Source organism: Pseudomonas azotoformans (assembly GCF_900103345.1).
GTDB classification, from domain to species: Bacteria; Pseudomonadota; Gammaproteobacteria; order Pseudomonadales; family Pseudomonadaceae; genus Aquipseudomonas; species Aquipseudomonas azotoformans.
Map to the genome: position 1 here is coordinate 3,382,725 of NZ_LT629702.1, position 13,758 is coordinate 3,396,482.

Annotated in this window: 16 protein-coding genes and 1 tRNA gene; 2 read left to right on the forward strand and 15 right to left on the reverse strand. The window is 57.9% G+C overall.

Features of this window, described 5'->3' with window-relative positions; genetic code table 11:
* Positions 1–384: 384 nt before the first annotated feature.
* Together BLR69_RS15155 and BLR69_RS15160 are read left to right on the forward strand one after the other, a co-directional pair.
* Positions 385–600 (forward strand): cold-shock protein, encoded by a 216-nt coding sequence (locus tag BLR69_RS15155; protein ID WP_071496541.1) that lies wholly within the window; start codon positions 385–387, stop codon positions 598–600.
* Between the two features lie 95 nt (positions 601–695).
* Positions 696–1,184, forward strand: a complete 489-nt coding sequence (locus tag BLR69_RS15160; RefSeq protein WP_071496540.1) for an RDD family protein — start codon at positions 696–698, stop codon at positions 1,182–1,184.
* 132 nt (positions 1,185–1,316) lie between these two features.
* Here BLR69_RS15160 and nadA read toward each other — a convergent pair whose 3' ends face one another.
* From nadA to ruvC, 15 genes are all read right to left on the reverse strand, one after another.
* Complete coding sequence (gene nadA / locus BLR69_RS15165; protein ID WP_071496539.1) at positions 1,317–2,375, reverse strand: quinolinate synthase NadA; 1,059 nt, start codon at positions 2,373–2,375, stop codon at positions 1,317–1,319.
* 241 nt (positions 2,376–2,616) lie between these two features.
* Positions 2,617–3,903, reverse strand: coding sequence for an OmpP1/FadL family transporter (locus BLR69_RS15170; protein WP_071496538.1), 1,287 nt, complete (start codon positions 3,901–3,903; stop codon positions 2,617–2,619).
* A gap of 317 nt (positions 3,904–4,220) precedes the next feature.
* Positions 4,221–4,296, reverse strand: a tRNA-Lys gene (locus tag BLR69_RS15175).
* Between the two features lie 63 nt (positions 4,297–4,359).
* Positions 4,360–5,034: a 7-cyano-7-deazaguanine synthase QueC gene (gene queC, locus BLR69_RS15180; protein WP_071496602.1), complete on the reverse strand. Its 675-nt coding sequence runs from the start codon at positions 5,032–5,034 to the stop codon at positions 4,360–4,362.
* Positions 5,035–5,050: 16 nt separating this feature from the next.
* The gene (queE, locus tag BLR69_RS15185) at positions 5,051–5,698 is read right to left on the reverse strand and encodes a 7-carboxy-7-deazaguanine synthase QueE (protein ID WP_025854757.1); all 648 of its coding nucleotides are present in this window, start codon (positions 5,696–5,698) and stop codon (positions 5,051–5,053) included.
* Between the two features lie 165 nt (positions 5,699–5,863).
* A complete protein-coding gene (gene ybgF, locus BLR69_RS15190) occupies positions 5,864–6,694 on the reverse strand; it encodes a tol-pal system protein YbgF (protein ID WP_071496537.1) in 831 nt (276 codons plus the stop codon).
* Between the two features lie 6 nt (positions 6,695–6,700).
* Positions 6,701–7,201 (reverse strand): peptidoglycan-associated lipoprotein Pal, encoded by a 501-nt coding sequence (gene pal / locus BLR69_RS15195; protein WP_003209827.1) that lies wholly within the window; start codon positions 7,199–7,201, stop codon positions 6,701–6,703.
* Positions 7,202–7,256: 55 nt separating this feature from the next.
* Positions 7,257–8,537, reverse strand: a complete 1,281-nt coding sequence (tolB, locus tag BLR69_RS15200) for a Tol-Pal system beta propeller repeat protein TolB (RefSeq protein WP_071496536.1) — start codon at positions 8,535–8,537, stop codon at positions 7,257–7,259.
* A 17-nt stretch (positions 8,538–8,554) separates the two neighbouring features.
* Positions 8,555–9,628, reverse strand: a complete 1,074-nt coding sequence (tolA, locus tag BLR69_RS15205) for a cell envelope integrity protein TolA (RefSeq protein WP_071496535.1) — start codon at positions 9,626–9,628, stop codon at positions 8,555–8,557.
* Entirely contained in the window at positions 9,628–10,080 is a 453-nt protein-coding gene (tolR, locus tag BLR69_RS15210; RefSeq protein ID WP_161793227.1) for a protein TolR, read from the reverse strand. The genes tolA and tolR overlap by 1 nt, the downstream gene beginning before the upstream one ends.
* Before the next feature lie 23 nt (positions 10,081–10,103).
* The gene (tolQ, locus tag BLR69_RS15215; RefSeq protein ID WP_015885609.1) at positions 10,104–10,799 is read right to left on the reverse strand and encodes a protein TolQ; all 696 of its coding nucleotides are present in this window, start codon (positions 10,797–10,799) and stop codon (positions 10,104–10,106) included.
* 1 nt (position 10,800) lies between these two features.
* Positions 10,801–11,256, reverse strand: coding sequence for a tol-pal system-associated acyl-CoA thioesterase (gene ybgC, locus BLR69_RS15220; protein ID WP_025854760.1), 456 nt, complete (start codon positions 11,254–11,256; stop codon positions 10,801–10,803).
* 139 nt (positions 11,257–11,395) lie between these two features.
* A complete protein-coding gene (gene ruvB / locus BLR69_RS15225) occupies positions 11,396–12,454 on the reverse strand; it encodes a Holliday junction branch migration DNA helicase RuvB (protein ID WP_003193867.1) in 1,059 nt (352 codons plus the stop codon).
* Positions 12,455–13,066 carry a Holliday junction branch migration protein RuvA gene (gene ruvA, locus BLR69_RS15230; protein ID WP_003175802.1) on the reverse strand — a complete coding sequence of 204 codons (612 nt, stop codon included), beginning with the start codon at positions 13,064–13,066 and terminating at the stop codon, positions 12,455–12,457. It lies immediately after the preceding gene.
* A gap of 64 nt (positions 13,067–13,130) precedes the next feature.
* Positions 13,131–13,655: a crossover junction endodeoxyribonuclease RuvC gene (gene ruvC, locus BLR69_RS15235; protein ID WP_071496534.1), complete on the reverse strand. Its 525-nt coding sequence runs from the start codon at positions 13,653–13,655 to the stop codon at positions 13,131–13,133.
* Between the last annotated feature and the right edge of the window lie 103 nt (positions 13,656–13,758).

The following is a 13,758-nucleotide window of genomic DNA, read 5'->3' on the forward strand; positions in this document are numbered from 1 at the left end:
TTCTATAAGTAACGCGATTGCGTTAACGTGCACTAATCTGTAACGCAATCGCCATAAAACAGTGCACTACCGATAGTCTCTACTAGAGCGATTAACCTATAACAAGTGATCAACTCTATCGAATAAGTCGGATTCACACTATTCACCCAAGTGTCATGATCCCCAGCAAAACCTGGGCTTTTGGCAGGGCTTGTTTTTTCTCTATTAGTTGGCGTAGAGTTTGCCCACTGTGTTTGCATGGGTCGCTTGGAACCTGGACCTGGGCAGTAGCCAAAGAAGTCCGCTACAACCCGTTCGACGTCTCTTACTTTCCTGCAACCCAGCCCAGTACTCTTTCATGCGAAAGGGGCTGTCATTAATTTTTAGCGTCAAGGAAATAAGAAAATGGCTGAACGTCAGAGCGGTACCGTCAAGTGGTTCAACGACGAGAAAGGGTTTGGTTTTATCACTCCAGAAAGCGGTCCGGATCTGTTCGTGCATTTCCGCGCTATTCAGGGCAACGGCTTCAAGAGCCTGAAAGAAGGCCAGAAAGTGACATTCGTTGCTGTGCAAGGCCAGAAAGGCATGCAGGCTGACGAAGTACAAGCAGAAAACCACTGAGTTCTTCTGCGACAAAAAGCCCCTGATGGTGACATCAGGGGCTTTTTTATATGCGTTTGCTCGTAAAATGGCTTTTTTCATAAGAGAGCCCTGCCATGCCGAACCCCCTGCTGAGCCCGCAAGGCGAATTCCCCGCCGTTGGCCTGGGCCGTCGCCTGGCAGCGATGTTCTATGATTTCCTGCTATGTACCGCACTAATGATCGTCACCGCGTTTATCTACAAGCTGATCTGGATCGCGTTTGTCGGTGAAGCCAGGATGCGCACCCTCACCGAATCCGGCGCGCTGGATGGCGACCCGTTGTTGTCGACGATCCTGTTGTTTGTGCTGTTCGGCTTCTTCGCCAAGTTCTGGACTCATTCCGGCCAGACCCTGGGCATGCAGGTGTGGGGCGTACGCGTGCAGAACGCTGACGGCTCGCGGATCAGCCTGTGGCAGGCGCTGCTGCGCTTCGTGGTGTCGATTGCGTCATGGTTGTGCCTGGGGCTGGGGTTTATCTGGTCGCTGTTTGATAAGCGCAAACGCAGCTGGCATGACATCTATTCGGACTCGCAGTTGGTGCGGATTCCGAAGCAGAAGAAATAACCTTCTGCCTATTGGAGATCAAAATGTGGGAGGGAGCTTGCTCCCGATAGCAGTGGATCAGTTAATACACCTGTGACTGACACACTGCTATCGGGGGCAAGCCCCCCCTCCCACATTTTTTACCGCGTTCGACTATGCGTTACCGGCCAGCTTCAGCCGCGCCGCCTGGGTGAAATCCAACATGCGCTTGAGCGGACGCACGGCATGAGGTATCACCGACGGTTCGACGAAAATTTCGTTACTGCCTTCACGCAGGCACTGCAACGTGCGCTCCAGCGTGTTCATTGCCATCCACGGGCAGTGTGCGCAACTGCGGCAAGCGGCGCCGTTACCGGCGGTAGGCGCTTCGACGAAGACCTTGTCCGGGCACAGCTGCTGCATCTTGTAGAAGATGCCGCGGTCGGTGGCGACGATAAACGTCTTGTTCGGCAGGCGCTGGGCCGCTGCAATCAGCTGGCTGGTCGAGCCCACGGCATCCGCCAGTTCGATCACCGACGTCGGCGACTCCGGATGCACCAGAATGGCTGCATCCGGGTAAAGCGCCTTCATATCTTCCAACTGCTTGGACTTGAACTCTTCGTGGACGATGCAGGCGCCGTCCCACAGCAGCATATCTGCACCGGTCTGACGCTGGATGTATGTGCCCAGGTGCTTGTCTGGCCCCCAGATGATCGTCTCGCCGTTGTCCATCAGGCTTTCGACGATTTCCAGCGCGCAGCTTGACGTCACCACCCAATCCGCCCGGGCTTTGACCGCCGCCGAAGTGTTGGCATACACCACCACGGTGCGTTCGGGATGCTGGTCGCAGAACGCCGAAAACTCATCGACGGGGCAGCCCAGGTCCAGGGAGCAGGTGGCTTCCAAGGTGGGCATGAGGATGCGTTTTTCAGGGGTGAGGATCTTGGCGGTCTCGCCCATGAAACGCACACCGGCGACCAACACGGTCTTGGCCGGGTGAGCGGCGCCGAAGCGGGCCATTTCCAAGGAGTCGGAGACACAGCCACCGGTTTCTTCGGCCAGGGCCTGGATCACCGGGTCACAGTAGAAGTGGGCAACCAGCACCGCATCCTGAGCCTTGAGCTCGGCGGCGATGGCAGTGCGCAGGCTCGCCTCTTCATCGGCGCTGAGGGCCTTGGGCTGCTTGGCGTCGAGGTGGGCTTGAACCAGAAGGCGTTCGGAAATTTGCGTCATGTTCGCAAGACCTGCAGGCGCAGTTGCGCGAAAGTCGAGTGTACCACCGGCTCTGGAGCCCTTCGGGCACCGCCGGACGAAGTGATTGTGTTCATCAAGCACGGGTTAAGGTGAAGCTCGGCAAGGCTACAGAATATCGAATGGTTTCAAAAGCCTAATCTGGTGTTCGCCTGCGCCTGCGTCGGGCAAAAATACGGGAAGCCCCACATGGGGCTTCCCGTATTTACCGCCGGTTTTTTTATCAAAAACGGTAAGTCACCGAGCCACCGAACCCGTTGGCACTGTTTTCATATTTGGCATCGTAAGTCAGGCCAACCTGGGAAAGGTTCTGCCGCACCTTGATCGGTTCTTCCTTGAGGTAGGAATACGCCACATCGAAGGTCAGGTTATCGACGGGCGTCCAGCCAGCACCCAAGCTGAAAACAGTGCGGTCCCCCGTAGGAATTCGAACGGAGCGGTCGGTGTTGTTGGTAGGCGTCTGGTCCACCGAGAAACCGGTCCGCAGTACGAGTTCTTTGTTGACCCGATAGGCCGCACCGATCGCGTGGGACCACGTGTCATGCCAGTGCTGCTGCTCGGTGATGGAGCCCAGGCCACCGAATTGAGCGGTGAGGTCGGAGACTCCGTCGTTGTTGATGGTGATCTTCTTCAACTGGCTCCAACGGGTGTAGGTGCTGCCGAGGTAGAGGGTCCAGTCGTCATTGAGTTGATGGGTTACCGAGAAATCCACCGATGACGGCGTGGTCACATCCAGGCTGGCGTCATACTTCTGCGGCCCACCGTCGAACGCATCGGAAATCAAGCCGGAGGCATGGGTCTTGCCGCTGAGGTGGTAGACCACCTGCGAGTGGTAGGTCACACCGATGCGCGTGCTTTCAAGGGGCTGCACCAGGATACCGGCGTTGAAACCGGTGGCGTTGTCGTCACCTTTGACCTTCACGCTTTCGCCAGCGCCGCCACCCAGTGGCACCTTCGAATCCAGCTCGCCGCTGATGCGGTTGAAGGTCGGACCAAAGCCCACCGACACTTTGTCGTTGAAGGCATAGCTGACCGTCGGCTGCACGGTGATGACCTGGACCTTGCTCTTGTTGCCAAAGCCATTGCCCTGGAAGCTGTGTTCATAGTCGGTCACCAGGCCGAACGGCGCGTAGATGCCCAGGCCGAACGCCCAGTGCTCATCGATGGGCGTGACCAGGTAGCCCATCGGCACGGCAATGCCGGGCACCATATCGCCTTTGTTGGTACCAGGGTTGTCGGCACCAAACTGCGCGGAACTGGCGTCCTTGATGTTGGATTTGGCATCGAGGTAAGTCGCGCCGAGGCTGACTTCATTCTGCTTCAGGCGCGACATGCCGGCAGGGTTGCCGAACACCGTGCTGGCATCTTCGGCAGAGGAGGAACGACCAGCATAGCCCGTGCCCATTGAACTGATGCTTTGTTCATTGAGCGCGAAACCACCGGCGAACAACGGGGTTGAGGCAAGGGAAACGGCGAGCGCCAAGGCGCCTTTAAGAGTTTTGTTATTCATTATTAGGACTCGAATTGTGGGGCAGCGATGGGGAAGCTACCAACGTTCGAGCGGGGGGTTTATGAAGAGTTTTTCATGCGCATGATTGTCGGACAATTCTATGTATTTCAAAGACTTTGGCTGATTTTTCGTTTCCAGTAATGACCTGAAAACCCGATTGTGACCCATGGGTTTCGGCGATAGCGTCAACCTCGCGCAGATGTAAAAAAGCCCCAGGTTTTTCATTCGCCTGGGGCTGCTGGGTTTTCAAACAGACAAAAAAAAACCCGGAAATCCTCACTTGCGTGGGCCTTCCGGATTTTCTAAACCGCCAAAAATGGTGGGTCGTGTGGGATTCGAACCTACGACCAATTGGTTAAAAGCCAACTGCTCTACCAACTGAGCTAACGACCCGCTGTGTGGTGGCGCGTATAATACTGATTTCTAAGGATTATTCAACACCTTATTTGAAATAAATCAGAAATAACGCGTTGGGTCAGTAATTCCGGCGGCTTGGAAGCCTTCTGCACGCAGTCGGCAGCTGTCGCATTTCCCACAAGCACGGCCGTCATCGTCTGCCTGGTAGCAGGAAACAGTCAGCGAATAATCGACGCCAAGTCCTACACCTGCCTTCACGATATCGGCCTTGCTGAGGTTTTGCAGCGGAGCCAGGATGCGGAAGCCCTGCCCCTCTACGCCGGCCTTTGTCGCCAGATTGGCCATGCGCTCGAACGACTCGACGAACTCCGGGCGGCAGTCAGGGTAACCGGAGTAATCCACTGCGTTGACGCCGATGAAAATATCGCGAGCATTGAGCACTTCTGCCCAGCCAAGCGCCAGGGACAGGAACACGGTGTTGCGTGCCGGCACGTAGGTCACCGGGATGCCTTCACCGGGGGTTTCCGGCACATCGATACTGCTGTCGGTCAGTGCGGAGCCGCCGATGCCGTCGAGATTCAGACCGATCACTTTGTGTTCGACCACGCCCATGTCGCGGGCGACGCGGGCCGCAGCGTTCAACTCGGCACGGTGACGTTGGCCGTAGTCGAAGCTCATGGTGTAGCAGGCATAACCTTCAGCTTGCGCCATCGCCACCACGGTTGCCGAGTCCAGGCCACCGGACAGCAGGATTACCGCGCGTTTTTGATCAATCATTGGTTCAGTCATTTCAGCGTCCTGGCTCGTCGTTCCAAAGGTATTTATGCAACTGCAATTGCAGACGGACTGGCAGGTTATCAGCCACCACCCAGTCGGCAAGGTCGCGCGCATTCAGATCATGGTGGCTTGGCGAGAACAGCACTTCGCCTGCGCGGCGATCAAGGCCGTACTGGATCAGCTTGGAGTTCGCCCAGTCGTAGTCGTCACGCGAACAGATGACGAACTTGACCTGATCGTTGGCCGTCAACAGCTCGATGTTCTCGTAGCGATTGCGGTGCGCTTCCTTGGAGCCGGGGGTCTTGAGATCCACCACGCGGCTTACACGCGGATCGACCGCCGAGATATCCAGGGCGCCACTGGTTTCCAGGGAGACCTCGTAACCGGCATCACACAGCTGCTTGAGTAATGGGATGGCATTGGGCTGGGCCAGCGGCTCACCGCCGGTCACACAGACGTAGCGCGGCTTGTAGCCGGCAACCTGCTCCAGGATGTCATCGAGGGTGCGCACCGTGCCGCCACTGAAGGCGTAGGCGCTGTCGCAATACTGGCAACGCAAGGGGCAACCGGTCAGACGCACAAATACTGTGGGCAGGCCGGCCGTTCGCGTTTCACCCTGCAACGAGTAAAAAACTTCGGTAATACGTAATGTGTCTTGCATAGTCGCCACGGGCGTAACAGCTAAACAGGCTGTCCGCCTCCGTCAGGCACTTTAAGGGACCCCGCCAACGCGTAGACCCCAAAAAGCGTGTTTCATAAAAGGGCGTGGATTCTAACGAAAAAACCCGCGCCAGGCGCGGGTTTCTTCTAAACGGGCAAACCTCGCTTACAAGCGCTGCAGATCCCGTTGGGCCAACTGGGCAGCGGAAGTGCCCGGATATTGGGCTACCACCTGCTGCAGAATGCCTTTGACCTTGTCGGTATGACCCAGCCGGCGTTCTACGTCAGCGAGTTTGTACAGCGAGTCCGGCACCTTGGCGTGCTTGGGGTACAGCTGACTGACCTTGGCAAATGCCTGGCCCGCGCCCTGTAGATCACCCTTTGCCAGGTTGACTTCACCTAACCAGTATTGGGCGTTGCCCGCATATTGGCTGTTCGGGTATTTACGCAGGAAAGCGGTAAAGGCCTGGCTGGCTTTGTCGAAATCCTTGGCTTTGATCAGGTCGAAGGCCGCATCGTAATACAGCTTTTCCTTCGCCGGATCACCCGGTTCACTGCTCGCGGCAGGGGCTTGGCTTGCGGCCGCCCCTGCTGCTGCACCGGCAGCAGCGCTAGGCGCGCCACCGGCAGAAGAATTATCAGGAGTTGCGGCAGGTTGAACGCCGGCTCCAATACGTCGATCAAGATCCTGGTAACGCTCCAGGCCTTCTTGCTTCAGCTGGTTCACTTGATTCTGCAGTACTTCAATGGTGCCTTGTTGCTGCGCCAATTGATCCTGCATGCGTTGCAGCTGGTTGAACAGTTCGCCCTGTGCCGAGGGAGCGGACGTAGCCGCTCCCCCCGCATAGGCGCCGTTCGTGCCATAACCCGCTGGCGGATAACTGCTCCCGCTATTGTTATAGCCAGAGTTGCTATCTTCCACAGGAACCGCAGCCCACACCGCAAGCGGTGCGAGGCTGAGAGCCAATACAGTCAGAGCACGACGGCACGTTCGCATGACGAATTACTTACGCAGTTCGACGCGACGGTTTTGAGCCCAGGACTGCTCGTCGTGGCCAGTAGCAACTGGACGCTCTTTACCGTAGGAAACCAGTTCCAGTTGGCCTGGAGCAACACCTTGCAGTACCAGGTAGCGCTGAACGGCTTTCGCACGACGCTCGCCCAGTGCCATGTTGTACTCACGAGTACCACGTTCGTCAGTGTTACCTTCCAGAACAACGCGAGCGCCGTTAGCTTTCAGGTCCTTCGCGTGAACGTCCAGAGCGCGCATGGCTTCTGGTTTCAGGTCCGAACTGTCGTATTCGAAGTAGAAAGTGGTGATAGCGCGCAGAGCAGCTTCTTCGCTCAGGGAGCCGTCAACCGCACCAGTGTTAGCGCCGTAACCAGCGTTTGGATCAACAGCTGCGCCTTCACCGGCATTGTCGCCGCCTTTAGACGAGCAACCAACGGCTACGGACAGAGCCAGAGCCAGAGCAGCAAACTTACCAAACTTCAGCATTTCCATCGTGAAACTCCTAATGAACCCCAGTGTGTTAAGCAAATCTTTTTGTAGCGCCGCGTCAGTTCAGGTAAGGGGACCAGGATGGTTCTCTGACTTCGCCTTGTGCGGTAGGAAGTGGGAGCCTTACGCGTCCATTAATGGACACGAGCATCAAGACTCCCCGGCCCTGCTGGCGGGTGGCGTAGATTACCATGGTGCCGTTGGGCGCAACAGTGGCTGACTCATCAAGGTTGGTATCTGTAAGGATTTTTACGGTTCCACGCTGCAAATCCTGGGCCGCAACCCGGAAATTAGTGAAACCATCCTGACGGTGGATCATCACCAACGTCTTTTCATCAGCCGAAAGTTTAGGGTTGGCGTTGTAGTTACCAATAAAAGTAACGCGCTCCGCACCACCACCATTCACGTTCGCCTTATAGACCTGTGGCTTGCCGCCTCGGTCAGAGGTGAAGTAGATGGTCGAACCATCCTTGCCCCAGAACGGTTCGGTATTGATACCCGGACCGCTGGTTGCACGAGTGATCTGGCGCGTGGCCATGTTCATCACGTAGATGTCCGGGTTGCCGTCCTTGGACAGCACGAACGCGAGGCGCGAACCATCTGGCGACCACGCAGGTGCACCGTTGAGGCCTTCGAAGTTGGTGATCTGCTCACGACGACCAGTATCAATGTGCTGGACGAAGATACGCGGACGCTTCTGCTCGAAAGACACGTAGGCAATACGCTTGCCGTCCGGCGCGAAACGCGGCGACAGGATTGGCTCACGGGATTGCAGCAAGGTCACAGCGCGCGCACCGTCGTAGTCCGAACGCTGCAAGGTGTAGCGAGTGTTGTCCACGGAGAAACGCTCAGCCGTTACGTACAGCAGGCGCGTCGAGAAAGCACCCTTGATGCCGGTGAGCTTTTCAAACGACTGGTCCGAAATGTAGTGGGCCATGTCGCGGATCTGCTCGGCAGTGCCCGAGACGCTGCCGGTCAGGACCTGCTGCTCAGTCGCCACGTTGAACAACGTGTAGGTGATTTGCAGGCGACCGCCGGCCGGCGTGATGTTGCCGACCATCAGGTACTGCGCACCCACCGCTTTCCAGTCACGGAACACGACTTCGCTGGCCTGGTTTGGCTGGCTGATCATGTTGCCTTTTGGAATCGGCGCGTAGTAACCGGAGTTGCGCAGGTCGTCACTGACGATCTGGGCCATGTCGTCCGGCAGCACACTGCCGCCCTGCCAGCCGAACGGTACTACCGCGATCGGGGTGGCCCGATCGCTACCGCTGGTGACCAGGATGTTCTTTTCATCCGCCGCCGCTATCCCTGCCATACAGCAAATAACGACAAGCATTCCTCGAAGAAGGTTTCTCACAAGGCTAGATCCTCAGGTGTGAATGTCATCTTGAATGAACGATAGGGAGCGAAGTCGCTTGGTTTCATTCCCTGCATCTCGGTCAACCGGCCAATGTTCTTGACCGCGGCAACCGCCGAACTGTCGAACGAACCGTCACCACTGGACTTGGCCACGCTGACCGAAGTCACCGTACCGTCCGGCAACATGCCGATCTGCAGCACTACTGTCATGCCTTTGCGCGCCGAAGGTGGACGAGTCCAGCCTTCTGCTGCCCGCGCCCGAATCAGGTCATCGAAACTGCCCGCGACTTCATCACCACGCTCATCGGCCAAGGCTTGCTGACGCTGCGGCGTGTCGGAGAGCAAATCTGCCAAGGCCTGGGCCTTTTTCTCTTCGGCGGATTTGCGCGCTGCTTCCTGAGCCTTTTTCTTCTGGGCGTCGGCGGCAGCTTTCTTCTTCGCGTCGTCGGCGACTTTCTTCTTCGCCTCGTCTGCTTCAGCTTTTTTCTTGGCGTCTTCGGCGGCTTTTTTCTTCGCGTCTTCGACTATTTTCTTCTTGGCGTCTTCAGCGGCCTTTTTCTTGGCCTCTTCTTCGGCAGCCTTCTTGGCTTCTTCTTCAGATTTCTTCTTGGCTATATCAGCCAATTGTTTCTCTTCGGCCTTTTTCGCTTCGGCAGCTTTCTCGGCTTTCTTGGCTTCATCAGCCTTTTTCGCCTCGTCGGCCTTCTTGGCTTCATCAGCCTTTTTCGATTCCTCGGCCTTTTGAGCCGCCTCTTCTTTCTTTTGTTCCGCAGCCGCCTTCACCGCTTCCTGCTCGACCTTCTTCTGTTCCATCTGTTCGACTTCAGTCTGGCGTGCAGCCGACTTCTGGGCCTCACCTGCAATCTTCTGATTGGTCTGGGTGGTGGCCTGGCTTTTCGATTTCAGCTGATACAGGGTCGCCTGCACAATCGGCTTGGCTGGCGGCAGGTCCGGGGTCATGGCAAAGCTGACGAACAGCATGCCAAACACCAGGACGTGCAGGGCAATCGCCCAGACGCTAGGCCAGAAGAAGCTTTCCGAGGCGGACGGCTCTCGCTGTTGCTGCATCAGGGCGCCTCGGTAATCAAGCCAACGTTACCCACGCCGGCCTTCTGCAGCCCGCCCATGGCGCCCATGACAGAGCCGTAGTCGACCGATTTGTCGCCACGGATGAACACCTGGGTGTGCTTGCCGCCTTCGTTGCCGGAGCGAATGATCTTGGTCACAGCATCGGTCATCGCAGGCAAGGTGAGAGCCTTGTCTTGCTGCTTCTGCGTGTCGACTTCGCTGCCAAGGTTCCAGTAATAGGTCTTGTCAGCCTTGATCGAAATGGTCAGGACTTGAGTGTTGTTGTCTTGCGGCAAGGCTTCACTGGAAACCTTGGGCAAATCAACCTTCACGCCCTGGTTGAGCATCGGCGCGGTCACCATGAAGATAACCAGCAGCACCAGCATCACGTCGATGTAAGGCACTACGTTCATCTCGGCGACCGGCTTGCGCTTTTTGCGAGCTCGAGCGATTAAAGCCATTGGGAATTACCTGCTTATTCTTCGCTGGTGTGCACTTTACGGTGCAGGATCGCCTGGAACTCATCGGCGAAGGTGTAGTAACGGCCGATCAACGTTTCGCTGGTTGCAGCGAAGCGGTTGTAGGCGATTACTGCGGGGATAGCGGCAAACAGGCCGATCGCGGTAGCGATCAAGGCTTCGGCGATGCCCGGGGCCACGGTAGCCAGGGTCGCTTGCTGGGCCTGGGCCAGGCCACGGAAGGAGTTCATGATCCCCCACACGGTACCGAACAGGCCGATGTAAGGGCTGACGGAACCGACGGTGGCAAGGAACGGCAGGCTTTGCTCAAGCTTTTCTTCTTCGCGGGAAATGGCGACGCGCATGGCACGGGCCACCCCTTCCATGACCGCTTCCGGGTCAACGCCTGGCTGCTGGCGCAGACGTGAGAATTCCTTGAAGCCGGCGCGGAAGATCTGCTCGACGCCCGAATCCGGGTCCGGGTTGCTGCCAGCCTGGCGGTACAGCTTGGACAGGTCGATACCCGACCAGAAGCGCTCTTCAAAGCTCTCCAGGGCACGTCGACCGGCACGCAGCAGATTGCTGCGCTGAAAAATCATGACCCAAGAGGTAACCGATGCGGCTACCAGGGTCAGCATGACCAGTTGAACCACAACACTGGCATTGCTGACCAGGCTCCACATGGAGGAATGGTCGACGACGGTAGGTTCCACGCTAAATCTCCTGCTTTGATTGTTTACCCGCGCCGCTTACGTCGGCAAAGGCCGCACGTAGAGCTTCGGGAATGGCCCGGGGTTTCAAACTATTGGTGCGCACACAGGCCACCAGGAACTGCCCCTCACAGAGCAGCGTTGCATCCGTTGCCCGCCTGACCTGCTGCTTGAAACGCAGGCTGACACGGTTCAATTCGATTACTTCAGCGCTGACCAACAGCTCGTCGTCCAGCCGCGCCGGCGCGTGATACCGCGCCTCGCTGGAGTGCACGACGAATAACAGGTCCTCGCCTGCCAGCTCGGATTGGGCAAAGCCCAGCTCCCGTAGCCGCTCGGTTCGAGCCCGCTCCATGAACTTGAGGTAGTTGACGTAATACACGATGCCGCCGGCATCGGTGTCCTCGTAATAAACGCGACAGCGATGTGCGAACGACTGATCCCCGTTTTGCGCGCGCATACTCTAGTGCTTACTCCTCAGGTTGCCAATCCGGCTGGGCAACTGTTTTTTCATTGTCTGAAACTTTTCTACCGACTGAATGACGACACCAGCCACTAGGACAGCACAAACCTCGGATAAATCGTCTGGCGTGAAGCTTTTAATCGTCCACTGCATCGAGAAATTCGTCTACTACAGGCATCTCGCCCAATCGTGACGGAATGTTTAACCCAAAGTGCAGATAGGCGTGGCGCGTCACCACCCTGCCCCTTGGGGTACGCATGATGTAACCCTGCTGGATCAGGTACGGCTCCAGCACGTCCTCAATGGTATGGCGCTCTTCACTGATGGCCGCCGCCAGGCTGTCGACGCCCACTGGGCCGCCGTCGAACTTCTCGATCATGGTCAAGAGTAGACGTCGATCCTGGTGATCGAAGCCGTGCTCGTCCACGTCCAGCAGGTTCAAGGCCAAGTCGGCCACAGCCTTGGTGATATGCCCCTTGGCCCGCACCTCGGCAAAGTCCCGCACGCGGCGCAGCAAGCGGTTGGCGATTCGCGGCGTGCCGCGGGCCCGACGGGCGATCTCGAACGCGCCTTCCGGGTCCAGCGGCAGGCCGAGAATACTCGCCGAACGGCTGACAATGGTCGCCAAATCAGCTGTGCTGTAGAACTCTAGACGTTGAACAATACCGAAACGGTCTCGCAGCGGGTTGGTCAACATGCCCGCACGGGTCGTGGCACCCACCAGCGTGAACGGCGGCAGATCGAGCTTGATCGAGCGCGCCGCCGGGCCTTCGCCGATCATGATGTCGAGCTGGAAGTCTTCCATGGCCGGGTACAGCACTTCTTCGACAATCGGCGAGAGCCGGTGGATCTCGTCGATAAACAGCACATCGTGCGGTTCAAGGTTGGTCAGCAACGCCGCCAGGTCACCCGGACGCTCCAGCACCGGGCCGGAGGTGGACTTGATCGACACGCCCATTTCCTGGGCAATAATATTCGCCAGCGTGGTCTTGCCCAACCCCGGCGGGCCGAAGATCAACGTGTGGTCCAGGGACTCACTGCGCCCGCGTGCGGCCTGGATAAACAACTCCATCTGCTCGCGCACGGTGGGCTGGCCGATGTACTCGGCCAGGCTCAGGGGGCGGATGGCGCGGTCCTGGACCTCTTCACGGTCGCGCGGGCCGGTGGCTGCAATCAGACGATCAGCTTCAATCACTTAAATCATTCCCTTCAGGGCGCGGCGGATCATGTCTTCACTGCTCAGGTTCTTGTCCTTGATGGCCGATACGGCCTTGCTGGCTTCCTGCGGCTTGTAACCCAGGGAAATCAGCGCACTGACCGCATCGCTCTCGGCACTCGCCACCTGGCCGGCCGGCATGTCCGGCTGGTTCGGGACGAGGGCAAACATGCTCGGTACGACTTCCCAGGCCTTGAAGCGGTCCTTGAGCTCCACCAGCAGGCGCTCGGCGGTCTTCTTGCCGACGCCTGGCACCTTGGTCAGCGCCGAGGTGTCCTGGGCCGAAACGGCACGCACCAGCTCATCCACTTCCAGGCTCGACATCAACGCCAGGGCCAGTTTCGGCCCCACTCCATTCAGGCGGATCAGCTCACGGAAGAAGTCGCGGTCACGCTTGCCAATGAAACCATAGAGCAATTGCGCATCTTCACGCACTACCAGGTGGGTATGCAGCGTAATCGGCTCACCGACCGACGGTAGGCGATACAAGGTGGTCATGGGCACTTCCAGCTCATACCCCAACCCATTTACATCCAGAATCAGGTGCGGCGGCTGTTTCTCAGCCAGGGTGCCGCGCAAGCGTCCAATCACGGTTCAGATCCTTAAAGCTAGGGTCAGAGCAAGGCCCGACCGAAAAACGATTGCGCTGATGCTATCAGAGACGCAGGCGCCCGCCACGACTGCGTGCCGTGCCCAGGCCGTGAGGCAGCAAGCTTGAGCGAGTGTGCGCATGGCAAATGGCAATAGCCAGGGCGTCCGAGGCGTCGATCTGCGGTTTTGAAGTGAGCTTGAGCATGTGCATGACCATCATCTGCACCTGCTCTTTGTTCGCCGCGCCGGTGCCGACCACAGCCTGCTTGACCTGGGTGGCGGTGTACTCGGCGATTTCCATGCCCTCCTCGGCGCCGGCAACGATGGCGGCGCCACGGGCCTGGCCAAGCTTCAACGCGGAGTCGGCATTCTTCGCCATGAACACCTTTTCGATGCCCATGGTCACCGGCCCGTAGGTCTGGATCACTTCACGCACGCCGCGATAGACGATCTGCAGGCGCTCGGCCAACTCGCCCGCGCCGGTACGGATACAGCCCGAAGCCACATACACGCAGCCACGCGAGGTCTGTTGCACCACACCAAAACCGGTGACGCGCGAACCGGGGTCGATACCTAGGATTAAAGTCATAACGCCTGCGGGTTGGGTAAACACAATTTTTGATACAGAGAAGACCCCATGTGGGAGGGGGCTTGCCCCCGATAGCGGTGGATCAGTCGATTTATACGTAACT